The 24,183-nt window shown below is 51.6% G+C and carries 18 protein-coding genes; 15 read left to right on the top strand and 3 right to left on the bottom strand.

Going from position 1 to position 24,183, the window contains the following annotated elements:
- Nucleotides 1-77: 77 nt before the first annotated feature.
- On the top strand, nucleotides 78-1,061 hold the full coding sequence (locus GRF59_RS12760; RefSeq protein ID WP_160497900.1) for a GNAT family N-acetyltransferase: 984 nt from the start codon (nucleotides 78-80) through the stop codon (nucleotides 1,059-1,061).
- Nucleotides 1,062-1,483: 422 nt separating this feature from the next.
- Here GRF59_RS12760 and GRF59_RS12755 read toward each other — a convergent pair whose 3' ends face one another.
- Complete coding sequence (locus GRF59_RS12755; protein ID WP_160497899.1) at nucleotides 1,484-1,717, bottom strand: hypothetical protein; 234 nt, start codon at nucleotides 1,715-1,717, stop codon at nucleotides 1,484-1,486.
- A gap of 140 nt (nucleotides 1,718-1,857) precedes the next feature.
- Between GRF59_RS12755 and GRF59_RS12750 the strand changes: the two genes are divergently transcribed.
- From GRF59_RS12750 to GRF59_RS12685, 14 genes are all read left to right on the top strand, one after another.
- Entirely contained in the window at nucleotides 1,858-2,058 is a 201-nt protein-coding gene (locus GRF59_RS12750) for a YwbE family protein (protein ID WP_423802938.1), read from the top strand.
- 251 nt (nucleotides 2,059-2,309) lie between these two features.
- Nucleotides 2,310-2,501 carry a hypothetical protein gene (locus GRF59_RS12745; RefSeq protein WP_160497898.1) on the top strand — a complete coding sequence of 64 codons (192 nt, stop codon included), beginning with the start codon at nucleotides 2,310-2,312 and terminating at the stop codon, nucleotides 2,499-2,501.
- Nucleotides 2,502-2,526: 25 nt separating this feature from the next.
- A complete protein-coding gene (locus tag GRF59_RS12740; protein ID WP_237391734.1) occupies nucleotides 2,527-2,817 on the top strand; it encodes a hypothetical protein in 291 nt (96 codons plus the stop codon).
- A gap of 218 nt (nucleotides 2,818-3,035) precedes the next feature.
- Nucleotides 3,036-7,871, top strand: coding sequence for a family 10 glycosylhydrolase (locus GRF59_RS12735; RefSeq protein ID WP_160497896.1), 4,836 nt, complete (start codon nucleotides 3,036-3,038; stop codon nucleotides 7,869-7,871).
- A gap of 289 nt (nucleotides 7,872-8,160) precedes the next feature.
- Complete coding sequence (locus GRF59_RS12730; protein WP_160498263.1) at nucleotides 8,161-9,105, top strand: ring-cleaving dioxygenase; 945 nt, start codon at nucleotides 8,161-8,163, stop codon at nucleotides 9,103-9,105.
- On the top strand, nucleotides 9,105-9,716 hold the full coding sequence (locus GRF59_RS12725; RefSeq protein ID WP_160498262.1) for a flavin reductase family protein: 612 nt from the start codon (nucleotides 9,105-9,107) through the stop codon (nucleotides 9,714-9,716). The genes GRF59_RS12730 and GRF59_RS12725 overlap by 1 nt, the downstream gene beginning before the upstream one ends.
- 102 nt (nucleotides 9,717-9,818) lie before the next feature.
- Entirely contained in the window at nucleotides 9,819-10,940 is a 1,122-nt protein-coding gene (locus GRF59_RS12720; protein WP_160497895.1) for a glycosyltransferase family 61 protein, read from the top strand.
- A gap of 146 nt (nucleotides 10,941-11,086) precedes the next feature.
- Nucleotides 11,087-11,515, top strand: coding sequence for a VOC family protein (locus GRF59_RS12715; RefSeq protein ID WP_160497894.1), 429 nt, complete (start codon nucleotides 11,087-11,089; stop codon nucleotides 11,513-11,515).
- A gap of 272 nt (nucleotides 11,516-11,787) precedes the next feature.
- Nucleotides 11,788-13,542, top strand: coding sequence for a sensor histidine kinase (locus tag GRF59_RS12710; RefSeq protein ID WP_160497893.1), 1,755 nt, complete (start codon nucleotides 11,788-11,790; stop codon nucleotides 13,540-13,542).
- Nucleotides 13,543-13,603: 61 nt separating this feature from the next.
- Nucleotides 13,604-14,944, top strand: coding sequence for a response regulator transcription factor (locus GRF59_RS12705; RefSeq protein WP_480242693.1), 1,341 nt, complete (start codon nucleotides 13,604-13,606; stop codon nucleotides 14,942-14,944).
- A 302-nt stretch (nucleotides 14,945-15,246) separates the two neighbouring features.
- On the top strand, nucleotides 15,247-16,866 hold the full coding sequence (locus tag GRF59_RS12700; protein ID WP_160497891.1) for an extracellular solute-binding protein: 1,620 nt from the start codon (nucleotides 15,247-15,249) through the stop codon (nucleotides 16,864-16,866).
- 194 nt (nucleotides 16,867-17,060) lie between these two features.
- Entirely contained in the window at nucleotides 17,061-17,951 is an 891-nt protein-coding gene (locus GRF59_RS12695; RefSeq protein WP_423802955.1) for an ABC transporter permease, read from the top strand.
- A 15-nt stretch (nucleotides 17,952-17,966) separates the two neighbouring features.
- Nucleotides 17,967-18,851, top strand: a complete 885-nt coding sequence (locus GRF59_RS12690) for a carbohydrate ABC transporter permease (protein WP_160497889.1) — start codon at nucleotides 17,967-17,969, stop codon at nucleotides 18,849-18,851.
- Nucleotides 18,852-18,895: 44 nt separating this feature from the next.
- On the top strand, nucleotides 18,896-21,277 hold the full coding sequence (locus tag GRF59_RS12685; protein WP_160497888.1) for a glycoside hydrolase family 88 protein: 2,382 nt from the start codon (nucleotides 18,896-18,898) through the stop codon (nucleotides 21,275-21,277).
- A 107-nt stretch (nucleotides 21,278-21,384) separates the two neighbouring features.
- Here the strand turns inward: GRF59_RS12685 and GRF59_RS12680 are convergent, their stop codons facing one another.
- Entirely contained in the window at nucleotides 21,385-21,825 is a 441-nt protein-coding gene (locus tag GRF59_RS12680) for a hypothetical protein (protein ID WP_160497887.1), read from the bottom strand.
- Nucleotides 21,826-21,847: 22 nt separating this feature from the next.
- Nucleotides 21,848-24,082 (bottom strand): MMPL family transporter, encoded by a 2,235-nt coding sequence (locus GRF59_RS12675; RefSeq protein WP_160497886.1) that lies wholly within the window; start codon nucleotides 24,080-24,082, stop codon nucleotides 21,848-21,850.
- Nucleotides 24,083-24,183 lie beyond the last annotated feature (101 nt).

The following is a 24,183-nucleotide window of genomic DNA, read 5'->3' as shown; positions in this document are numbered from 1 at the left end:
TTCCCATGAAAAGGAAGACAGGGCATGAGATAATGGTGCCGAAGGTTAATTTGTAATTCTATGGAGGGAAACGCCCCTTGTCAAATTTTACGATTCGCCCGTTACGCAAGGAAGATTATCCGGCAGCCGCCTCGCTGCTCAACTCCATTTGGTCGGTGCCCACAACCGCTCAGCAGCTGCAGGCCGAGGAGGACAACATTCCGCCGGGCCAACTGCATTATAACGAGAATGGCGAGCTGATGGGTTGGGACCGTCCGAAGTGGGTGGCGGAGAATGAGCAGGGAGAGGTCATTGGATATACGATCGTGTGGCGCGCGCCCTGGAATGAACCGGGAAATTTGAATCTCACCCTGATCGTTCTTCCGGAGGAACGCGGCCATGGAGCCGGCAGAGCCTTGTACGATGAAGTCAGACTTTGGGCTCAGAAGGTCAGGGCTTCTATCCTTGTCTGTTTCATAAAGGAGGACGATGAAGACTCGCTGGGGTTTGCGCAGCGGCAGGGTTACACGAAGGAGCGGCATACCTTCCAATCCGTGCTGGATCTGTCCGCGTATACGAACGAAGCTCTGTTCTCGTGCATCGATGCAGCCGAGCAGTCCGGCATTCAGTTCGTTACACTTGCGGATGAACCTGGCGAAGAGAACGAGCGCAAGCTTCATGAGCTGTATCGTGTAACCCATCAGGATATCCCGGGATTCAACGAGGATTATCCCTGGTTCGAAGAGTGGAGAAAATGGAACCTGGATTTGCCGGGCGTGCGGCCTGAATATATACATATCGCCAAAGACGGCGAACGTTACGTCGGGGTAGTGACGCTGCAGCAGAACGGGCAAAATGATGCGATGTACCACCACTATACCGGCGTCCTGCCGGAATACCGGGGGCAGCGGCTTGGTTTGGCGCTAAAACTGCTGGGCATACGGTCTGCGCATGCGGCCGGGGCGGCTTCCCTCAGAACGCATAACGATTCGATGAATATACCCATGCTCCGAATCAACCGTGATCTGCTTGGTTTTACAGCGGTTCCCGGGAATTTCAAAATGATATGCAAGCTACTTTAAAAACGACAAGCAGACAGAAATATTATTCTCTAGTTGAAGTGCTGTTTCATGCCTGCGCTTGCCCATATCGCTGATCTGTCATTTGCATATGATATCATTCAGATGATGTCGTTCCGGGAAGCGTGGCTTACATATCCTTGCTGAATTATGTTTTCTTGAGGCAGTGGTGCGATTCAAGTTATGAAACGAGGTGGATGAGGTGGCAAAAAAGAGAAGAACGGAACAGCGGGAAGGGCAGGAGGATAACGGAATCTTGGTTCAGCCTCAAATGATCCTTTTAGTGGCCTCGTTGGTTGTTTTAACCAGAGGACTGATACGGATAAGCAAGTCATCCTGACGGTTTTTCTGCGCTCCATATCCTAAACGTACCTAATCTCTGTTAAACGCAAAAAAAGCCGCTCGAAGGCAGCTTTTCTTCCTGATTAGATATTGTTTTCCCCTTTTTGAATCCATTCGCCGAACTGCTTCATGGCTTTTTCGCTGTGCACGTATTTGTACGTCTTACCATCGTCGTAATGGAAAATCGCGGCGCTGTCTTCGTCACCTTCGATTTCGGACGAGATGGAGAGGATGCGCCCGACATCGAGCAGCCTGAAATTGCCCTGGTCATCTTCGGCAGGGATTGCCTGTTGTTTTGGTTCTTCTTCCATATTCATGGGTTCAGCCTCCACATGTCGTTTTGTCTTATTGTACCCGAACGGAAAACGATTTGCATTTATGATATGATAAAAGGCAAAGGCAGCCGTTTTCAGGTCGGTTTGACTCAGGCTGTAAGACAGAGAGGAACGTGAACATCGTGGAATCGCATATGATCCGGGCGAGCATCAAGCCGGGAATGACCGTAGAAGTCGTCAAGAAAGAAGATCAGCGCACGGGCAAGCGCACGCAAGGCATCGTCCAAAAGCTGCTGACCAATTCACCGAACCATACCAGAGGCATTAAAGTGAGGCTGACCGACGGGACCGTGGGGCGGGTACAGGCGATCGTCCAGCCGTGAAAATAAAGTGACACACATCCATATCTAAGACCTATCGCAAAATTTCATTCTGCGATAGGTCTTTTTTGTATGGGAGCTAACCAGATGTGTAACCTCTCTCTTGAACCCGGCTTCCTTGACCTGCGCTCTCAGAATCACGGCGCTCCTTGCGTATTTTTGCCATGCTTGGATAGTACTCAAAAAAACCATTGATAAAAGAACGTGTGTTCGGTTAAAATATAAGAACAAGAGTTCTGATTGGAGGGGCTGTCATGCCGGAAAAATACATCGGTCAACATGTGGAAATTGTATATCTGGACCGCGCAGGAAAGATCACGCAGCGCAAGATCGAGGTAAAAGGAATCCGCGGCGGGCTTGTGCGGGCAACATGCCTGCAAACGGGAGCGCCGCGAACCTTTCGCCTGGACCGCATTCTGGCATGGCAGCCGGCCAAAACTGCGTAAGGAGTGACAGCTGATGCTGGCGGATATGGAACGGAAAATTCTTCGCATTCTTTTCAACTTTTTGAGTGGACGGCGCAGGCTGCCGACGATTCATGAGCTGGAGATCAAGACGGGGAAACGCAAGGATGTCATCCTGCATTCCCTGCGCGAGCTGGAACGGCTGGAGTACATCGAATGGAAAGACAAAACCAACGTGCAGACCATCGTGATCATTGAGAAGTGGGAGCGGAAAGAACCGGCACATGAGGAAGCGCATAAGCGGCAAGACCTGCCGGTTATCAGGGAAGGGAATACCGATTACTGGACCAAGTACTAGAGATGATGAAACCAGGCCGCATATTTATGCGGCCTTTTAAGGCTCGAAAAAGGTCGAATATCGAGAGAATAATGGTTTAATTTTTTGTAGTAAAATTTTAATATGCATTATATAATTAAAACATATTTTCAAGAAAGTAGGTGGTTGGGGCTCGGTCTTTTTTTGGCGCGCTTGAAATCGGCAAGGACAACTTAACGCATGGGAAAGGAAGTGCATGTATGATCAACCGGGTATCATGGTTAGGCAGGCCTCTTCGCGTAGTACTCATTCTAAGTTTAATTGTAAGCGCATTCATATCTTGTGTCCCAAGTTCTGTCTATGGGGCAGCCACAGAGGAGGAAGCTAGTGTAGAGCATATTGGGACGCCGCAGCAGGACGGCGGGGGTGCAACGGAACCTGAGACGGATGCAACGGGTGAACCATCCGGAACGGATTCCGCGCAAAATGAATCGGAGGATACAGAGCAGAGCGGAACGCCTGCAAGCTCCCCGGAAGAAACAGTGCCCGTGAACGAAGGAAGCGGGAACACAGCTGGCAGCACAGAAGCCGTGCGTCTGGAAATATCCGCGGAACCCGTAACCGTAAGCGTGAATACAACTAAGACGTTTACGCTAAAAGGTTATGCCGCGGATGGGCGCGAAGTGGACATCCCGCAGGGCGAGGTTGCGTGGAGCCTGAATACGGATGATGCTTCCGGCATCGGCACATTAACGGGAAGCACGTTTAGGGCGGGTGATCAGCCCGCAGAGGTCATCATTGCGGCTGCATACGGCGGATTGACCGCGGAAGCCACCGTCCATATCATCGCTCCTGAGCGGCAGATTACAGCGGCAAACAGCGAATGGACGCAAGTCTTTGAAGATTTCGAAGACATATCGGATCTCAGAGTGACGTCCGTGAAGGCGAACTCGGCCGCGCTTGTGCCATCGGAACGTCCAGGTCCGGTGAGATACGGCCTGAAAGCCGGCAGGCTGAATTATGATTTTGCGAATAATGACGGCACCTCGGCGGCTTACATACGTTTTATGGCACCGGACGGAAAAGACGGTCGCGAAATTCCGGGCAGCCCGAAGAAAATCGGATTCTGGGCATTCGGGGAGGATCAAAAACACTGGATTCGCGGACAAATTCAGGACAGTAAGGGGGCTCTATATACGCTCGATTTTACGGGGAGCAGTGAAGTGTTGAACGGCTGGCGCTATGTGACGGCCAACATGCCGGCGGTCCAGTACCCTGTGAAATTTAATTATATCTATTTGGTCGAAACCGGAACCAAAACGGCGGGTTCCCTCTACGTGGACCAGGTGAGTATGCTTTATGAGGACACCGACGTCTTTGCATTGGAATGGTCCGGAGCCAAACCGCTCGGCACCGGCGAGTCCATGCATCCGAGCATGCTCGTGACCCGCAAGGGGGATGCTTCGCCGCAGCCTGCCGAGCAAGGAAGTATTGCCTTTTCGAGCGGTGACGAGTCCGTGGCGACGGTGGATGCGGATGGTACCGTTACGGCACATGCTGCCGGGGAAGCGCTTCTGACCGCAACCTATCAGAATAAGTATTCGTCCGTTTACCGGCTGACGGTCACGCCAACCCAGGCCGTACCGGAGCGGATTCTGATAGAAGGGCCGACCTCATTGGTATTGACCGAGACGGCAGATCTGAAGGCATATGCGGTCTACGGCAACGGAGAGCCCGTTGAAATCTCGGCGGAAACGGCATTTTCGGTGCCGGACGGCAACGGTATTGCCGAAATAACGGGGCGGCAGATCAGAGCCCTGCAGGTAGGAGAGACAGCTGTGACAGCTGAATATGAAGGACTTGAAGCAGGCTATACGGTGCAGGTGAAGGCTGGGGAATTGAAAAGCATTGAAATCGCGGAAGTGTTCTCCGCCATCGTGGGTGAGGACACGCCTGCAGCTAAAGTCATCGGGGATTACAAGGTGGAAGGCAAAAAAGAAATCACGACGGGAATCACGTACGGCAGCACCAATAGTCAAATTGCCGTCATTGACCCAGTGACCGGAGCCATTACGGCCGTAGCGCCGGGAACGACGATGATTACGGCGGAGGTATCCGGGAAAAAAGCGCAGCAGTTGCTGGTAGTGACGAATCCGGCCGCACATCCCAAGCGTGAGCTGCGCGGCGCCTGGATCTCGACGGTGGAGAACATCGACTGGCCGACTAAGGGCGTATTGGATCCGCAGCAGCAGCGGCAGGACTTTGTGAAGCTGCTGGATGAATTGAAGCAGACCGGCATCAACGCGGTATTCGTACAGGTCAGGCCAACCAGCGACTCCTTTTTCCCTTCCGAATATTTCCCATGGTCCCATTGGCTGACGGGCGAGCAAGGGAAGGCGCCGAGTGACGGCTACGATCCGCTGAAATTCATGGTTGACGAAGCGCATAAGCGGAATCTCGAGTTTCACGCATGGATCAATCCGTACCGGATCAGCATGCACGACAACCCGGATCTCCTGGCACCGACGCATCCGGCTCGGCTTCATCCGGATTGGGTGGTCAAGAACGGCGGCAAAATGTACTTTAACCCTGCCATCCCAGAGGCCCAGAATTACATCATCGACGGGGTAAAGGAAATCGTTCAGAACTATGATGTCGACGGCATTCATATGGACGATTATTTCTATCCGTATCCGGGAAATGAACCGTTTGATGACAGCAAAGAGTATAACGCCTATAAAAGCGGCGGAGGCACGATGCCGCTTGACGATTGGCGCCGGGATAACGTCAACACGATCGTGAAAGGACTGAATGCGGGGATCAAGCAGATCAAGCCTTTCGTCAAATTTGGCATCAGCCCTTTCGGCATTTGGCGCAATAAAGGCACCGACCCGACGGGATCCGAAACGAACGGCCAGCAGAACTATGACGGCTTATACGCCGACACGAGAACCTGGATGAAGCAGGGCTGGGTCGATTACTTGGCACCGCAAATCTATTGGCATTTCGGATACTCGGCTGCTGCCTATGAAAAGCTGATCGATTGGTGGACCAAAGAGATCAACGGGGAAAACGACCATTCAGGCAAGCATAACGTGCAGCTCTATATCGGAATGGCCCCTTACCGTGTAGGTCAGGACAACTGGACGAATCCCGATCAGCTGCCGGCTCAGCTGAGGTTCAACAATGACCATGGGGAGGATGTGTCAGGCAACATCATGTTCAGCACATCCGATTTGCTCGGCAATCCTTTGGGTGTAAGGGATGCCGTTGCGTCGATGTACTCCAGTCCGGCGCTGATTCCCGTGATGCCCTGGCTGCCGGATGATACGCCGAATGTGCCAAAGCTGACGGAAGTAAAAGGAGCAGGCGGTTCCATTCACTTGTCTTGGGAAGATACCGGGGATAAGGAACCAGCGTATTACGCAATCTACCGCGTGCAAGGGGACCGGGGCATTGATAAGGACGATGCTTCGCAGTTGGTAGCAACGATACGCAGCGTGAACGGGGCGGCGCAAACGTATACGGATTTGACTGCCATTCCGGAACAGCCGTATACGTATGCGGTTTCGGCTGTGGGCAGACTGCATCATGAGAGCGGCTTGAGCAACGAGATGACTGGGCAGACGGATAGCTCACGATATACGGCTATTGAACTTAGCGGGCTGCAGCAGATGACCGTTTCCCAATCGCAGCAGATCAAAGTATACGGTGTCCTGCATTCCGGGGCAAAAGAAGAAATTACGGCGGGGGTTTCCTTTTCGAGCTCCGAGCCCAAAACGGCAAGCATTAGCATAGCGGGCGTTATTACGGCTTTTGCCGAAGGCGCTGCGCGAATTCAAGCGGATTATCAAGGACACAGCGCATCGTTTACCTTGAACGTCCTTGCGACGCCTGCGACAAATCCGGGCACGCAGCCATCGGGCGGAGCGGGAAGTGTTTCGCCTTCTCCATCCACGCCTCCGGGGGCAGTGCCAAATCAACGTATAGTCAATGATCGCGATCTGGACGGAGTCAAGGACGGGAAGCTTGAAATTCGGCTTAGCCCGACCCAAACGCAGGTAGTGGTTCCAGGCAGCGTGGTCGCCCGCTTGGGTAAAGACATCTTGTTGAACATTCAAGCGGATCATGCGGCGTTATCCGTTCCTTCATCGGTTTTGGAGGAAGCGATGAAGCTCATATCCGGAGGGAATCCAAATGATTTGAAGCTTGTCATCGACATGAAACCAGTCGAGGCCAAAGAAGCCACAAACATACTTCAGCGTATACAGCAGCATGAAAACGCCATTCTGACATCAAACGGAATGATCCAAATCGCGGTCTCGGCGCAAAGCAACGATGGCAAATCCAGCGGGTTGCAGCGCTTTCCGAATGGAATGATGCTTACGCTGGACATTCCCGATGGAGCAAAGTCATCGCGTACCGGGATTTACCGCATCTTGGCTGCCGGCGGATCATTAGAATATGTAAACGGAGCAAAGCCGGGCGAAAAGCAAATAACAGTCCGAGTGACCGTGCCGGGACAATACAGTGCGATTTCTTATGATAAGACATTCAAGGATATCGCGTCTGATCACTGGGCTTCCGAAGTCATCAAGGACATGGCCGCGCGCCATGTGCTTAAAGGGCTGCCGGATGGAACCTTTGCCCCCGGCAAAGAGGTCACTCGAGCAGAATTCGTTTCCATGCTGGCACGGTTATTGAATTTACCGGCCAAAACGGGGACGGCATTCACGGATGTGAAGGAAGAAGCTTGGTATGCAGAGGATGTTTCCGCCGCATTACAGGCTGGAATAATCCAAGGTAAGGGAGACGGACGATTCCATCCGGATCAAGCCGTGACTCGGGAAGAAATGACCATGATGCTGATCAGCGCGTATCATGCTGCCGGAGGAAAGAACATACAGGGCGCCTCCAAGACCTTCCGGGATCAAGCTGGCATTAGTCCTTGGGCACAAGATGCAGTGAACGAGGCTGCGGCCATAGGACTCATGCAGGGAAGTGGTGGGAAGTTTAACCCTGGACTGGCAACGACGAGAGCGGAAAGCGCGCAAGCGTTGGCCAATCTGCTGATGCTAACGGAATATCGTTTATAAATTTCCTGAATTCATACGAAAAGGAGCGGGACTCTACATGAGCCTCGCTCCTTTTTTTGGATAATAAAAGCTGCAAATGGAGAGTCGTCGGTAACTTCAAGGCAATAAATCTGCTACAAGCGTTCATTGGAGTAAGGCAATTTAATGAATCAGGGATTGACAACAAACTTAAAATATAATATCTTTAAATCAAGATAAATACATAACACGATCATATACCAATGTGTCATCATACATTGATATCTTAATATAGAGATAAAATAAAACGAGGAGCTGAACTATTATGAATATGAAAACCGCAGGCATTCACCACATTACCGCTTTTGTCAGAGATCCGCAGCAAACAGTTGATTTTTACGCAGGCATTCTCGGGTTGCACCTTGTCAAACAAACGGTTAACTTCGATGCGCCGGAGGTATACCACTTATATTTGGGTAATGGTCAGGCAAGTCCTGGTACGATTATCACGTTCTTCCCATGGCCGAGATCAAGGCAAGGACGCGTGGGGGGCGGACAGGTAGGCGTCACTACATTTGCCGTTCCGACCGGATCGCTCGGTTTCTGGGAACAGCGGCTGGCGGATTATCGCGTTTCGTTTGACAAAATAGTCCGATTTTCCGAGGAATACTTGGCATTCCGCGATGGAGACGGGCTTCAACTGGAAATCGTGGAGCGCGAGGAAGGTTCGCAGAGTACCTGGGCCTTCGGCGGCATTCCTCAAGAGAAAGCCATTAAAGGCTTTGGCGGGGCGATCCTATACAGTACGGCCCCGGCACAGACGGCTCACCTGCTTCAGCAAGTCATGGGTTTTGAAAGAGTCGGGCAGGAAGGGGCGTATATGCGTTTCAAATCGTTTGGCGAACTGGGGAATATGATCGATGTCAATGTCACCCCGATGGAGCGCGGCACGGGAGGAGCGGGGACGGTGCATCATATCGCCTGGCGCGCCGCGGATGACCAAGAGCATGAGCAGTGGAGAGAGCATGTGCTTGAGCATGGGCTGCAGGCGACGCCGATTATGGACCGTCAATATTTTAACGCGCTGTACTTCCGCGAGGCGGGCGGCATCCAGTTCGAAATCGCGACCGACCCTCCGGGCTTCGCACGGGATGAGCAGCCGGACCGTCTCGGCGAAAAGCTGATGCTGCCGGCATGGTACGAGGAGCGAAGGGCAGAAATCGAAGCGAAGCTTACACCGTTTGAGGTGCGCGTATTGGAGGTGCCTACGAAGTGATGGTTTCAATCGATCCACAGAAGCAATCAGAACGTGACAATTACAAGCTGCTTACCGGGAGCATTATCCCTAGACCCGTCGCCTGGGTAAGCACGCTCGCCGAGAATGGAAAAGTGAATGCTGCTCCCTTCAGTTATTTCAATATTGTGACCGCAGATCCGCCCATGATCTCGGTGTCCGTGCAAAGAAAAGAGGGGGTCCCGAAAGATACGGCAAGAAATGCGATGCGGGAAGGTGCCTTTGTCGTTCATATCGGAGATGAGTCTTCAATTGAGAAATTAAATCGAACCGCGGCCAGTCTGCCGCCGGATCAAAGCGAGGTGGAGCTGGCCGGTCTGACGGCGATAGCAAGCGAAGTAGTTCACGTACCAGGCATTGCGGAAGCCAAAATACGCTTGGAATGTACGCTGGAACGCTCCATTCCGTTAGGCGGATCGCAGGGGCTGCCTGGGACGGATTTACTTATCGGGCGTGTCGTGCGATTTCATGTGGAAGATGCTGTGCTGGATCATGGACGCGTGCTGGCTGATGTTCTGCAGCCTGTCAGCCGTTTGGCGGGAAGCAGTTATGCCAAGCTTGGCGAGACGTTTTCCCTAGAGCGGCCGCAATAAGCCCTTTTCCTCCTATATGGGTGTTCCGGCAGCTGCTCGCGACATACTATACCTTAACGCCTGCTTCGCGCGTAGACTCAGGAAAAAGGTGAGCACACCGACATGGATGCATTTAAGACGATACCTTGCGGTTATTTTGAACATACGAAGGATTGGGTACGTGAAGAACAACATCGGGACAACTCCGGAATCTCTTTCCAATCCTTTGACTATGGCGGAGAAGTTGAATTTCGAGCTCCCCGCAGCGTGGAGCTCGAAATTCATCCCTATCTAACCGCATATCGCATGAAGCCGGATGACGGCTTTGTGGTGAGCATTCCGGAGGGAAGAATATGGGGCCAATCCGGAGCCGTGCTGACACCGGGAGGCAGGCTGCTTGGGGATGTATCCGCGGAATATGATGAACATTTAAATGCTATGGTGACACCGGAGCATCATCCTATTTTCAAGCGGTGGAATCATCCCAGACTGGAGCAGATCGGCGGAACGACGGCTGCACTGGCTTTCTGTGGCGGCCATAATTATTTTCACTGGATGTACGACGTCATGGCAAGATGGGGGATGCTGATCGAGAGCGGCATCACTTATGATCGGATCATCGTGAATGCGAACCCGTACGGGGCGTTTGTCCAGGAAACGCTGGCAATGCTTGGTTTGTCCGATGAGAAGGTCATTCGTACGCATCCCAGCCTGTATTTGCAGTCCGAGCGGCTAATTGTGCCTTCTATGCTGATGTCCGCCCATTATCCGAAATGGGCCACGAGCATGCTGCGCAAGCTGTTTTTGCCGCATCAAGCCACTAACATGCGAGTACATGAACGGCTTTATGTTAGCCGCAAAAAGGCATCGGTCCGGCGTGTCGTTAATGAATCGGAAGTCACCGACTTTTTATCCGATCTTGGCTTCTGCGGGCTGCTGCTCGAAGAGATGAGTGTAGCCGAGCAAATCGCCCTGTTTGCTTCCGCGCGGGTGATCGTGGCGGCGCATGGCGCGGGGCTGTCCAATCTGGCCTTTTGTCAGCCGGGAACGAAAGTCATCGAGGTTTTCCATCCCGGTCATATCATGCCGGTGTACTGGATGATCAGCAATCATAATGAACTGGATTACTATTTGATGCACGGCCATGAGCAACCGGCGGAAGGCATTGACTTTGCGGGACTGGAGGATATACGGATAGATATCGGCACGCTTCGAAAGACGCTTCAACTGGCCGGAATCGAATAACAAACTTTCAGGCTAATGGGTTGCTTGGAGCATTGAAAATTTTACCGGATTTTCAGGCTGTTCGCCTTATCTTCATCCGCATTGCAGGCTATAATGGAAAGGAAAAGCTTGTACCAAAATGAACGATGATAAGGGAGGACACAGGCATGAGTCTGAAGATCGCGCCGTATATTGTACTCGACGGAAACTGCACTGAGGCGGTAGCATTTTACGAGAAGGTGCTTGGAGCAAACAATTTGGGAGTCCAACGGTTTGGCGATATGCCGGGAGAAGGCGGCCATCCGATGCCCGAGGAAGCGAAAAACCGCGTGCTGCATGCTGCACTGGAATTCGACGGCCAGATGCTGTTGTTCTCCGATAACTACCCGGGTAATCCGTTTCAACTGGGAGATCAGCTCAGCATTGCTTTGATGACGAAAGATCTGGAGCGTCTGAAATCGATTTTCCATGCACTTTCCGACGGCGGACAAGTCCAAATGGAGCTGCAGGAAACGTTCTGGAGTCCATCCTTCGGCATGGTACGCGACCAGTTCGGCATCACGTGGCAGCTTAGCGGAGAAGCATCGGAAAAGTAGACAAACAAACATACGAGAGGACCGGTGCAGCCGGTCCTTTTTCTTTTGCGATAGTAATCCTAAAGGGTTATATAATCATCGTAATATTTTTCCGGAATGAGGGGCGGCCGTGTTCTTGGGAAAAAGCCTTGGCTGCATGACAGTTGCCCAATCCCTGCCGGCTTTCTCCCGATGCCATTCAAAAGGCGATAAATGACTAGGCTACCCAACCAATTTGCTTTATAATTTGCGATGAAAACCTTTACATCATTTAGCGGAAGGGGGAGTGCGAGATGGACAGGCTGTCCCCATTTACTCAAAAGGTCCGACAGTTCATAATTCCCACTTCTTTCAAAAGAAAGCTGGTTCACGTGCTTCTGTTAAGCACCTTTATACCGCTGCTTTTAATCGGCATCATTTCGTATATATCGATGCATACGATTTTGGAGACGAAAATCACAAGCGGAATACACAGTAACCTGAAGCAGGTCAGAGTATCGCTGGAAAACGTGCTCGGCAATTTGAATTATGCATCGCAACAGCTGGCTTTTGATGGGCGGGTGGGCAAGGATCTATACGCTTATATGACCAATGACCATCCATACGACCGGAAGATTCTTGCGGGCGAGATTGAAACGGAAATGAACCTTCTCACCTCCACCAACCCGAACATTGGACTCATGCTTTACTATGACAAGAGTACGAATCAGACTCTGTTTCCGAATTTACAGGTCAGAGAGAATTTTGATCCCGATCAGCTGCCTATTTTTACGAAGCTTACAGGCATGACGTATTACGGCCCGCATCAGACGCTAAACGCGCAATTTGACAGGACCGTCATGTCCATTACACGAAAAATCGATGTTCCCGACCTGGATCAGTTGTATATCTATATGGAAACCGATAATCGGCTAGTTGATACCATTTTCAATAAGCTGCAGTACGGAATGGAAGTATCCCACCTTATTATTGATACGGATAACCGCGTTGCTTACAGCGAGCAACCCGCATCTTTTCCGGTCGGCATGAAGCTGGCTGAGCAAGGCGGGAGCGATAGCAGATCGGCGTTTGGCAACCAGTATATGTTTGATGAATCGAGCAATCAGGGATGGCGGGTTGTAGCCGTCATTCCGATGAAGTCTTATAAGCAAGAAATCCTCAATTGGTTTTTACAATTCGCGGCTATTGCCGTGTTATCTTTGTTTGTCAGTCTAGGCTTCGCCTTGTTGATCTGGAGAACGGTAACCCGGCCTTTAACCCGGTTGAACCGTGAGATACGATCCATGGCATATCAGCAGTCGGCGAGGGAAATTCAGTTAACTGGAACGGATGAATTCGACTATTCTTTGCGGCGCTTCCATGAAATGAAGGGAACCGTCATCCAGCTGATTGAAGATATCAAGGAAAATGAACGGAACAAGTCGCGCCTTGAAGTGGAGAAGATGATCGCCCAAATCAATCCGCATTTTGTCCATAATACGCTGGATACGATTCGGTGGCAGGCGCGGATCAACGGGCAGGAGGATATCGATCATCTCATTTCGACCTTGAACCGCGTGCTTCATTATAATCTCGGCAAAGGCGAAACGGCCTCCATCTCAGAGGAACTTGAGGCGCTTAAGGATTATATTGCGTTACAGGAAGTAAGGTACCAGTTTCATTTTGATATCCGGATTGCCGTGGAACCCGAGCAGCTGGAGCTTCGCATCCCTCGCTTTATGCTGCAGCCATTAGTGGAGAATGCTTTATATCATGGGATCGCGGACGATGGCTTTATTGTGGTCGACATTACCCAGCAGGAGGGTGGCATACGGATTGAGGTCAGCGATAACGGGGCAGGCATGACGCCGGAAGAAGCGGATCGGCTCCTGCAGGGAGACACTTCAGCACATACCCGGCGCGGAATGGGCATTGGCATGCCCTATGTGATCAGAACGCTGAAGTACCAATATGGTGATTCCGCTGAAATTCAAATTCGGAGCCAACACGGGGAAGGGACAAGCATCATCATTATCATTCCGCTGCCTCTACCCACGAAAGGAGAATGACTGCGTGCGCGTATTGATTGTTGAGGATGACAGGCTTGTACGGAAAGGGTTCATCTCCCTGATGCCTTGGGAACATTTCGGAATGGAAGTGATCGGGGAGGCAGGGAATGGAGAAGAAGCGCTCTCCTTTCTGAATCATCAGGAAGTGGATCTGCTGATCACCGATTTGGCCATGCCGAGAATGAGCGGGATCGAGTTGATCCGGACCGTGAGGCAGCTCTATCCGCGGATTTGGACGGTGATTTTGACGTTTCACCAGGATTTTGAATACATACAGGAGGCACTACGGCTTGGAGCGATCGATTATATTGCCAAGACGGAGCTTCAGCAGGACAAAATGGAAGATGTGCTCGGCAGAATTGAGCAGCGGATCCGGTATGAGATGAGTCAGCAGGCGCGGACTTGGGAGGAGGCGGACAAGGAGAACCCTGACCAGGCCATCGTTTGGGTGTCGGCACCTGGCGGAGGAGCCCTGAATTTGTCCAATCCGATACATCGAGGGAATCCGGTTGAGGAATGCGCTCCTGGGATTTGGCTTTACACGTGTGAAGAAAAGGGGCTTACCGATGAGGAAATGGATTGCCTTCATGCAGATCCTTTTTTGCGGAGCGGGATCATCATGCTCCTAGAAGGCATCGGATGCGAGAGCGGTAAGCAGGTGATAAGCACGCTCCAGGAGTACAAAGATCGGTTGATGTTCTATGAATGGGACCGCGACCGTGCGGGCGTGTGGAAGAAGAACTGGAGCCAGCTGAGAGAAACCATGAATCACATGCGGGTAACTCATGAAGAGGAGCAGCTGCTAAAAGAAACGTGGTCCAGTTTGCAATGGGTCATTCATGATCTGCAATTCGAAGAGAACATCGCCGTTCTCGAGAAGAAGATGCCAACTCCGCAGCAGCTTGATACGCTGTTCGTTATCGCCTCCACACGCTGGGAACGTGTCGTACCCGCTGGGGTCTGGAAAGTCCCCCAAGGTGAACTCTTGACCTGGAAGGACTGGAAAAACTGGCTCAGCCGTCTGCGGCAAGATCTCGAAGCGTATTTGTTCAAGCCGTCTTATTCGCGTGAAGTTCATTCTTGCGTCTGGAAAGCCGTACAGATCATCAACCAGGATTTAAGCAGAGAGATTACGCTCAGAGAAATCGCCAAGAAAGTAAACCTTAGCCAAAGCTATCTGAGTCAGTGCTTCCGGGATATTGTGGGGGGATCTTTCAATGAATATGTCAGGCAGGCGAGAATGGACTGGGCCAAAAAGCTTCTGGCGGATACCGACAAGCCGATTTATTGGATTGCCACGCAAACAGGATATCCGAACGAAAAATATTTCAGCCGAGTATTCAAGGATCGAACGGGCATGCTTCCCAGCGCGTTTCGAAATCAATGCCATGAAAGAAAATAACGGACTTCGCGGTGACGGGCCTGGCAGGACAGCGGTTCTGCCGGGCCCGTCTGCGCATAACAGATATGGATCGACGTAGGGGCTGCAAACGATGCACAGGCAGGGGCACAAACGATTGAAAGATTCATGGTCGACGGAGGCAAGGAACATGATAACGAATGAAATGAGTCCTATTCCGAAGAAAGAATGAAAACTCCGGGAAGCAAAGCCAGTTATACAATAGACATAAGGTGATAGGCCATTCACGAGCCTTTGAAATGATTTGTGTAAGCGTAAACAAAAAGATGACTGGGGGAGCTTTCATGAAAAAATGGATGTTCGCAATACTTGCAAGTACCGTGTTCATCGTTAATGGTTGTGGAGCCAACGATCAGGGTACTTCCAAGACGAATGAGGCAGCGACACCGGCAGAACCATTCTATAAATATCCCGAGCCCGTAACCCTCACAGTTGCGAAGCCGCTCAATCCGGAGGATAAATCCCTTCCAGCAGGAGATACGGTGGACAATAACCAGTTCACGCGCTATATCTTCGACAAGACGAACATTAAGTTCGATTACACGCTAACGGCCAAAAGCGGTGACCCGTTCACCCAAAAGGTTCAAGTTGCCATTGCCAGCAACGACATTCCGGACGTCATGGTCGTTGGGGAGAAGGAACTGCGTCAGATGGTTGAAGCAGGGCAGTTGGAGGATCTGTCGCAAGTTTATGAAAAGTATGCTTCAAAGCAAGTTAAAGACTTTTATGCGACAACGAATGGAAAGGCGCTGGAAAAGGCGACTTTTGACGATAAGTTGATGGCTATTCCGAATATCGTACCGCAAGGGGATGCCCCTTATTTCCTCTGGGTGCGGAAGGATTGGCTGGATAAGCTCGGACTGGAGGAGCCCAAGACGATAGATGACATCGAGGCCGTTGCCAAAGCTTTCATGGAGAAGGACCCTGACGGCAACGGAAAAGCGGACACGATCGGATTGCCGGGTTCGCCGATCGATCTCGTCTACGGCGATAATGGTTTCGCTTCGATTTTCAGCTATTATGGAGCATACCCGGATTATTGGATGAAAGATAAAGAAGGACAGGTTTCTTACGGATCGATCCAGCCTCAGGTCAAGGATGGCCTGGCCAAGTTAAGAGATTGGTACGCGGCAGGGATTATCGACAAGGAATTTGCGCTCCGCAAAGAAGCTTACGAATTGATGAGCGGCGGCAAAGCAGGCATGTTCTTCGGGCCTTGGTGGTTGCCTTGGGGAGCCCTGGGAGATGCGGTGAAAAACAATCCGAAATCCGACTGGGTGGCTCTAGCCGCGCCTTTGGATGCCGAAGGGAACTTCAATACGCACACGGTTCCGGTGAGTAACTCGTTTGTCGTCGTCAAGAAGGGAATCGCGCATCCGGAAGCAGCCATGATCGCCTTAAATACGACGGTTGCTGGTGAAAGAGGAACGGATCCGGACGCCAAACAGCTGGATAATCGGGTGAATCCGGGGTATTGGCCGATGCGGTTGGTCATTGAAAATGCGGATACCGTGACCCGCAAGCACGATATGCTGAGAGACGTCCTGAGCGGTAAATCCAAACCGGAGGACATGATTCCTGAGATGCAGGACATTTATGCGAAGGCAAAGGCTTCGAACTTCGATCCTATCAAGGATTTGGGAGCCTGGCAGCCGTATTATTCCTACACGGTCGGAAGCGATCCGCTTCACGCACAGCTTAAGCCAGCCGAAAATCTGTTCACTTCCATTACGAAAACGATGGAGCTGAAAAATGCGACCCTCGATAAGATGGAGAAGGAAACGTTTCTGAAAATCATTATGGGCAAAGAGCCGCTGGAATCGTTCGATACGTTTGTAGAGCAGTGGAAGAAGCTTGGCGGTGATCAAATTACGAAGGAAGTACGCGAGGCGCTCGGAGAGTAAATGCAAAGTGGGTGGGACAAGACAATGGATGTTTTGTCCCCCGCTTCTCTTGAGCATGAGAGACTTGCAGGCGTCTTGTCACGCCCTAAGCCTTTTTATTTAATCTTTTAATTAGATTCGCATAACAACGATTTAACTTCATTGATATGACGTAAATTGAAGTTTTCTCCTGACTGCATGAGAGGTGAGAGGTAATCATGAAAAGATCGTTTGCGCTTCATTACCACCTGATGCTGCTGCCCGGCATTTTGCTGCTCATATTATTCAGTATCGTGCCGATGTTCGGCACCACAATCGCATTCCAAAATTTTAAACCAGGCCTTGGTTTCTGGCATTCGGAATGGGTGGGCCTGGACAACTTCCGTTATTTGTTCGAGCTGCCTGACAGCCGAAACATTTTTTTTAACACGATTTATATTGCCGTGCTCAAAATTGTGGCTAACATGATCGTTCCCGTCATTTTCGCGCTTCTGCTGAACGAGGTCAGAACCGTGCTGATCAAGCGCAGTGTGCAAACGATCGTCTACTTGCCCCATTTTCTGTCGTGGGTTATTCTGGCCGGAATCATTTCTGACCTGCTGTCCATGGACGGCTTGGTTAACCAGATCCTGAGCGGAATCGGCATGGAGCCGATTATGTTCCTTGGCAGCAACCACTGGTTTCCGGGCATTGTCGTGACCAGTGACGTGTGGAAGGAATTTGGATTCGGTACGATCGTCTATTTGGCGGCGCTGACGGGGATTAATCCGTCTCTTTACGAGGCGGCATCCATCGACGGCGCAAGCAGGCTCCAGCAGCTGAGATATATTACGCTGCCAAGCCTCAAGCCAACCATTATTTTGCTTGCTACGCTAAGCCTTGGCAATGTACTGAATGCCGGTTTTGACCAAATATTCAATTTATACAATCCCCTTGTCTACGATTCTGGCGATATTATCGATACGTATGTCTACCGTGCCGGTCTGCTTCAGGTCCAATATGGTTTGGCGACGGCCGTTGGCCTGCTGAAGTCGGTAATCAGCTTTGTGCTCATCATCATTTCTTACGTACTGGCGTCCAAATTCGCCAACTATCGTATTTTTTAAGAGGGGGAAAAACGCATGGTTCGAAATATCACATTGCTGTCAAGAACGGCTGATGTCGTGATCGTCGCTATTTTAATCATTTCATCGTTGCTTTGCATTTTTCCGATCTGGTATACGGTAGCGGTATCCCTTAGCGACAAATCCGCGGTTGCCGGGGGAATGGTATCCTGGCTGCCGGTGGATTTCACGCTTTCTTCCTACAAAAAGATATTGCAGGAACGGGCTTTTTTCACCGCATTCGGCGTTTCGCTCGAGCGTGTTTTTCTGGGGGGCATTATCAATTTTATCGTATGCGCCCTGATGGCCTACCCTTTGTCGCGCAGCCCGCAGCAATTCCGTTTCCGAAACGTCTATATGTGGTTCATCGTGTTCACGATGCTGTTTGGAGGCGGCTTGATTCCTTGGTTCGTGACGATTAAATCGTATGGACTGCTCGACACGATTTGGGCCTTGGTACTGCCGACCGCCGTGCCTGTATTTAACGTCATTTTGCTTGTGAACTTCTTCAGGAGCATTCCGAAGGATATGGACGAAGCGGGAATGATGGACGGTGCAGGGCCTTGGTACATGCTGCTTAAAGTGTATTTACCGCTGTCTGTTCCGGTGCTTGCTACGATCACGTTGTTTAGCATCGTAGGGCATTGGAATTCCTTTTTCGATGGACTGATCTTAATGAATAAGCAGGAGCATTATCCGCTGCAGACGTACATTCAGCAATTGGTCGTGCAGATCAATACGGACAACATGACAACGGAGGAACTGCGCCAGGCGGCGCAATTGTCCAACAAGACGCTTAATGCCGCAAAGATCGTCATTTCCATGCTGCCGATCCTCATCGTGTATCCGTTTCTGCAGCGGTTCTTTATTCACGGCATTATGCTCGGTTCGGTTAAGGAGTAATAATCAATCATCATGGATGCAAACGAACAAGGGAGGGAATAGCGGTGACATTACCTGTGCAGGATGCTTTGATACAAATCGGCGGTTCTCGCTGGCAAGCAGCGCTTAGCAGAAACGGAAAAGTGAAAAACCTGAAGCTGAAGGAGGATGACGGCTGGATTGACGTCGGTTTTAGGGATGGAAAATATTCCGGTTTTACCTGGCAAGGAGAGTGGGACGGAGAGCAGCATGTCATTGATTTGGCGCTGGATGAAAACGGAGAGGATGGAGCCTCCTTTACTGGCCATGCTGGGCCGCTCAGCTTCTCTCTCCGCTATCACAGCGTGGACGGTGAACTTGCCGTTACTGCGGCTGTTGCGAATACGGGGAAAATTGTGGTACAGCCGGCTTCGCTCGGTTTGATGACCGGCATAGACACCTATATGGAGAAATTTCCGGAATGGAACGATACGTTTTTTCCGACCATGCTGCGTTGTGAACGGACTCATTTCTGGGGGTATTGCATGAGGCCCGAAGGGGCTGTACTCGGACTTTCGTGTCAGCGGCCCATTGCGTCCTGGAGTTTGCAGTACAACGTCGGCTACATGGAAGGGGAACTGGAATGGGGAGGCCACCGCGTCGAGACGTTTACGCTCGATTTCCTGCATGCGGGCCCTCTGCCGGAACGCCATCCTCAAGGGTTATTCCAGCTACTTCCAGGTGAGACCCAGGAGTGGACTCTTCGTTTGATCCCGCTTAAGCAGCTGGACAGACTGCTTCCGGCATTGGCCCCGGTCTCCGCTGCACCGATGCTGGAGCTTGAACGGACTACATTAGCGCAGGGGGAGTGTACTCGATTGACGATTCATTCGGCAGAGAGCGTCACTGCCCGGATGCAGTTGCCGGATGGGCGACGGATGATCGTAAAGCCAGATGCTGTCGGTACGGATCAGTATGAATTGTTGCTTCAAGCAGGAGAAACATGGGGGCAAATACATATTTACGTGGAAAATGGCTCCGGTAAACAAAGCGAGGCGATGATTTCTGTAAGGCCGCCTTGGCTATGGTTCATGGAGAAGGCGAGAACGGCTGCGCTTGTGTACCCTCCGCGGGCAACGTCGCACTGTGAAAGCTGGTACGGGTTATACACCCTCTATACGGCAGAACGGTATCTCCCTGACCGCGACATGCTTGAGCGAACGGATAAAATCTTGGATGCCATCTATCCCTTGATGTTCGATGAGGAGCGGCATGAACCGCTGCTTGTAAAACACCGGATTCAGAATGTGAGCTCCATGGTCGGCGTTTTGGTTGACAGATACGAAGCGACAGGCGATGAATCCGCCTTACAAAGGGCCTCCGACTTGGCGGACTGGCTGATCGCCCACGCTCAGGCTCCGGATGGTTCATATCGGGCTGGACGGACGCATTACACATCGGTCATTTATCCGGCCAAAAGCATCATGGAGTTGATTCAGGCTGAAATGGCACTAGCTGATCGGGACTTCGCATGGCGTGAACGGCGTGAACGTCATATGGATTCTGTACGCAGAGCGATGGATGAATTGGTGGCGGCGGACGGTGATATCGATACCGAAGGAGAGCTCACCTATGAGGATGGGATGATCAGCTGCAGCGCGCTTCAGCTTGGATTATTTGCCTTGATGCAGCCGGACGGAAGGTTGCGGGATACCTATCGCGAGGCTGCGCTTAAGCTGTTGAAGGGGCATGACTCCCTGACGAATTTGCTGATCCCGGACGGCCGCCAAAGAGGAGCGACGCGGCGTTTCTGGGAATCGCAATATGATGTGGCGATTCAACCGAATATGCTGAATTCACCGCATGGCTGGACCTCATGGCGGACTTACGCCACTTGGTATGCATATTTGCTAACCGGACAAGTGTCTTATCTTGAGCAAACAATGAACGCGCTGGGCAGCAGCGTGCAAATGGTGGATATGAATACAGGCCAGTTAAGATGGGCCTTCGTTCCCGACCCGTATATCCGCGCCAGGCAGATCAGCGAGCCGATGATTCAGGCAGATCCTGGGCAGGCGCAGCAGGGGCATCATCATACGCTGAAGCATCCTTCCCGCGAATTTGTCATCGGAGAGCAGTATATTGGGATGATCTCGGATTGGCACGAGAAAAACCTGCAGGATAACGACGTGCATGAGCATTTTAAATGTCTTGAAGAAGTATGTCTGGGAAAAGCGTACGTAGCAAAAGACGCAGAAGGACGCTGGTTGACATGGAATTGCCGCGTTACGGAAACGGAAGGAGCGCTTCAAATTGATGTGACAGAGCCGCAGGTGGAGCTGATTCATTGCAATATCGGCGAAGCGAATGTTCAGATTCATGATGAGTCCAGGTCGGTCCGTGCGTATGTACAGGAAGCTTGCTGGGTAGGTATGGACGGTCGGATCGTCCGGGATTTGTTCATATAATATCGGCTTAATCCGTTATTAAGTGAGGCATCAGCACGCAATAGGCATGAAAAGGCCGTCTTCAGCTTCAACAGCTGACAGGCGGCCTTTTCATCATTGGTTACGTTTTATATTTTCAAACTCACCACCAGCACGACGCCGAGGATAAGCACCATCAGAGCAGTCATCGTCGTTAGGTATCCGGTAACTTTTACGGGCTGCCCTCCGGCGGCCTTTAGTTTTTTCTTGACCTTACTGCCGAGAATGCCGGTGACGATCAAGGAGAGAATGGCGATGGTACCGCCGCCCATTTCCATAATGTCCAGCCAGAGCGGCTTGCTGCCGGAGCCCATTTTCAGGATCAGATACAAGCCGCTGCCGAGGACAAGCACGGCACCTGGATGTGCCAGGTAACTGAAGATGCTGAGGCTTTTGCGTGCGAGCAGATTGGAGTCGGCAGACGCGCCGAGTTGTTTGCTGAGCAGGCCGATCATCGCAATGACCACGATCAATCCTCCAACCCAGGCGAGCAAGCCTCCCAAATGCAGAAATAGCATAAATCCAAACATGGTAGTTCCTCCTTATTATCGTTTATTCCGGATGAACCGGAAGATTATTTTTATGAATGGCTTTTCGCTTGCTGCCCCCAATGAGTGTCAATATGGCTGGAAGCAGCATGCCGCGTACCAGGAAGGTATCGATCAGAATCCCCATCGCCATCAGAATGCCGAACAGGAACAGCTCCTGCAGCGGCTGCGTGATGAGTACGCAGAAGGTGGCTGCCAGAATAATGCCGGCGGAAGAGATGACGCCGCCCGTCAGCGAGACGCCCCGTTTGACAGCTTCCATCCATTCATATTTTTTCACTTCCTCCCGGATGCGGGACACGAGCATGATGTTGTAATCCACGCCGAGCGCGATCAGGAAGACGAAGGTGTATACCGGCAGACGGTAGCTGACGGAATCATAACCCAGGAACTCATGGAAGATGAGCCAGCCGAGCCCCATGGTGCCTGCGTAAGACAGGAGCATCGTGAGAATCATGGTGGCTGCCATCTTAACGGAGCGGGCCTGGAAGGCCAGCATCACGGCGATGGACATCGTAATCAGCGTGAAAAGAACGGTCGTGTCTCGCTGGTTCATGATCCGCACGTCGAGCTGCTCAGCCGTTTGCCCGGCAAAATGCAGGGAAACCTGTTCCGATGAAAATCCGCTTTCCTTCAGCAGGCGGCTGCTGTCCTTGCGAAGCTGGGCGAGTTTGTCCAGTGCCGCAGGATCATACGGATTATCCTCCAGCGTGAGCTGAAGCTTGATCGCTTGCCCGGACTCGGCCAGCATCTTGTCAGGCAGTTTACCGCTATTTACCTGCTGCGATGTCAGCACAGGCGTAACAGCGCTGATTCGGCCTTCGGACTTGAGTTTGTCGCTGAGCGCTGAGATCTGCTTGATAAGGTCGGCGTTCACGTCCATCTTGTGATCGGATTTCAGCACAGCGGTAACCGGCGCAAGTTGTCCTGGCGGGAAGCGTTCCTCCAGAATATCGAAGCCCTGTCTGGATGAAATATCAGCCGGAAACGACTTCATGATGTTGAAGGAATACTTCATGCCAAACAGGTTGGCGGATGAGGCCAGCAGCAAGACCAGCAGAACACCCGCGGTTATGGCCGGCTTCCGGGTGACGAAAGTGCCGATCCGGCTCCATACGCCTTCCTTCTTGGCCTTGGTCTGTTCGGTACCTGCCTTCGGAACAAAAGGCCAGAACGCTTTGCGGCCGACCAGTGTGAACAAGGCCGGAATGAGCGTGACCCCACCGATCAGAATGACCACCATCGCGATGGAAAAGACGGGCGCGAAATGGTTGTAAGGTTTAAAGATCGCCGTGAACAAGATTACCATCGCCATCAGCACAGTGCCTCCGCTGAATAGAATCGGCTCTGCGACATGTATCAGCGCCTGCCGCATCGCTTCATGCTTCGATTCGGTCTTGCGAAGCTCCTCGCGGAAGCGGGCGATGACGAACAGGCAGTAGTCGGTCAATACGGCGAAGAGCAGAATCATCATGATCGAAAGCGACTGCTTTTCGACCACGAACCAGCCAAGCTTCCCGCCAAGACCGAGAATACGGTCAACGACCAGATAGACTATGCCGGAGATGAGAAGAGGCATAATAGCCAGCAGTGGCGAGCGGTAAATCACGATCAAAATGATCAAAATCAGCACGACGGTAGCCAACATCAGAACAAAGTCTGCATTTTTGAACAGCGTGGTCGTGTCCGAAGCAATGCCGGCCGGGCCGGTGATTTCGACCTGCAGGCTGCCGTTTTGCATGTTCTTCACATGGTCACGGATTTGCTGCAGCGTATCATACGTCTGATCGGATTCAAGATCCTTTTGCAGACTGACGTTCAGCAGCATCGTTGTTTGATCCTTGGAGAACATCTGATCCTGAACGTTTTTCGGTAGCTGATGAAAGGGCAGCGATGCCGACACATACGGCGGTTTCTCCGAAGAAGAGAGCCACTTGCTGACTTCGGTAATGGCATTTCGGTCGGTCTCCGAAATTTTGCCGGGATCATGGAAGACCAAGAGTGCGGTCAGCCCATCCTTGGATGGGAATTGTTCATCCACGATTTGCTGCGCGACTGCAGACGGCGTGTCGTTATGCACGCTGCCTTCGCCGCTGTTCACGGCATAAGGTTTGGAGCTAGGAGCGGCCAGACTAAGTGCAAGTATGATGACAATCCAGCTGATCAGCACGATAGAGGCGCCTTTGCGGCTGCTGACGAATTGAGTGAATGTTTTCGCAAACACAAACGGTTTCAACATGGCCTGAAGCCTCCTGTTCTTAGGTTCAAGGCCATTGTAGTGAAGTTATATGAACGGAGAATGAACAAAACATTACAAATGCGGAGAGCGTGCCCCTTCAG

The organism is Paenibacillus dendrobii (assembly GCF_009807035.1).
GTDB lineage: Bacteria > Bacillota > Bacilli > Paenibacillales > Paenibacillaceae > Paenibacillus_AQ > Paenibacillus_AQ dendrobii.
This window is presented reverse-complemented; position numbering and strand designations above follow the sequence as displayed.

Excerpts from the sequence above, each read along its gene's own strand:
- GRF59_RS12680 (WP_160497887.1), bottom strand. The coding sequence starts at position 21,825 with ATGTTTGGATTTATGCTATTTCTGCATTTGGGAGGCTTGCTCGCCTGG.
- GRF59_RS12710 (WP_160497893.1), top strand. The coding sequence starts at position 11,788 with ATGGACAGGCTGTCCCCATTTACTCAAAAGGTCCGACAGTTCATAATT.
- GRF59_RS12730 (WP_160498263.1), top strand. The coding sequence starts at position 8,161 with ATGAAAACCGCAGGCATTCACCACATTACCGCTTTTGTCAGAGATCCG.
- GRF59_RS12690 (WP_160497889.1), top strand. The coding sequence starts at position 17,967 with ATGGTTCGAAATATCACATTGCTGTCAAGAACGGCTGATGTCGTGATC.
- GRF59_RS12700 (WP_160497891.1), top strand. The coding sequence starts at position 15,247 with ATGAAAAAATGGATGTTCGCAATACTTGCAAGTACCGTGTTCATCGTT.
- GRF59_RS12675 (WP_160497886.1), bottom strand. The coding sequence starts at position 24,082 with ATGTTGAAACCGTTTGTGTTTGCGAAAACATTCACTCAATTCGTCAGC.
- GRF59_RS12745 (WP_160497898.1), top strand. The coding sequence starts at position 2,310 with ATGCCGGAAAAATACATCGGTCAACATGTGGAAATTGTATATCTGGAC.
- GRF59_RS12740 (WP_237391734.1), top strand. The coding sequence starts at position 2,527 with ATGGAACGGAAAATTCTTCGCATTCTTTTCAACTTTTTGAGTGGACGG.
- GRF59_RS12715 (WP_160497894.1), top strand. The coding sequence starts at position 11,087 with ATGAGTCTGAAGATCGCGCCGTATATTGTACTCGACGGAAACTGCACT.
- GRF59_RS12720 (WP_160497895.1), top strand. The coding sequence starts at position 9,819 with ATGGATGCATTTAAGACGATACCTTGCGGTTATTTTGAACATACGAAG.
- GRF59_RS12705 (WP_480242693.1), top strand. The coding sequence starts at position 13,604 with ATGCCTTGGGAACATTTCGGAATGGAAGTGATCGGGGAGGCAGGGAAT.
- GRF59_RS12755 (WP_160497899.1), bottom strand. The coding sequence starts at position 1,717 with ATGAATATGGAAGAAGAACCAAAACAACAGGCAATCCCTGCCGAAGAT.
- GRF59_RS12735 (WP_160497896.1), top strand. The coding sequence starts at position 3,036 with ATGATCAACCGGGTATCATGGTTAGGCAGGCCTCTTCGCGTAGTACTC.
- GRF59_RS12725 (WP_160498262.1), top strand. The coding sequence starts at position 9,105 with ATGGTTTCAATCGATCCACAGAAGCAATCAGAACGTGACAATTACAAG.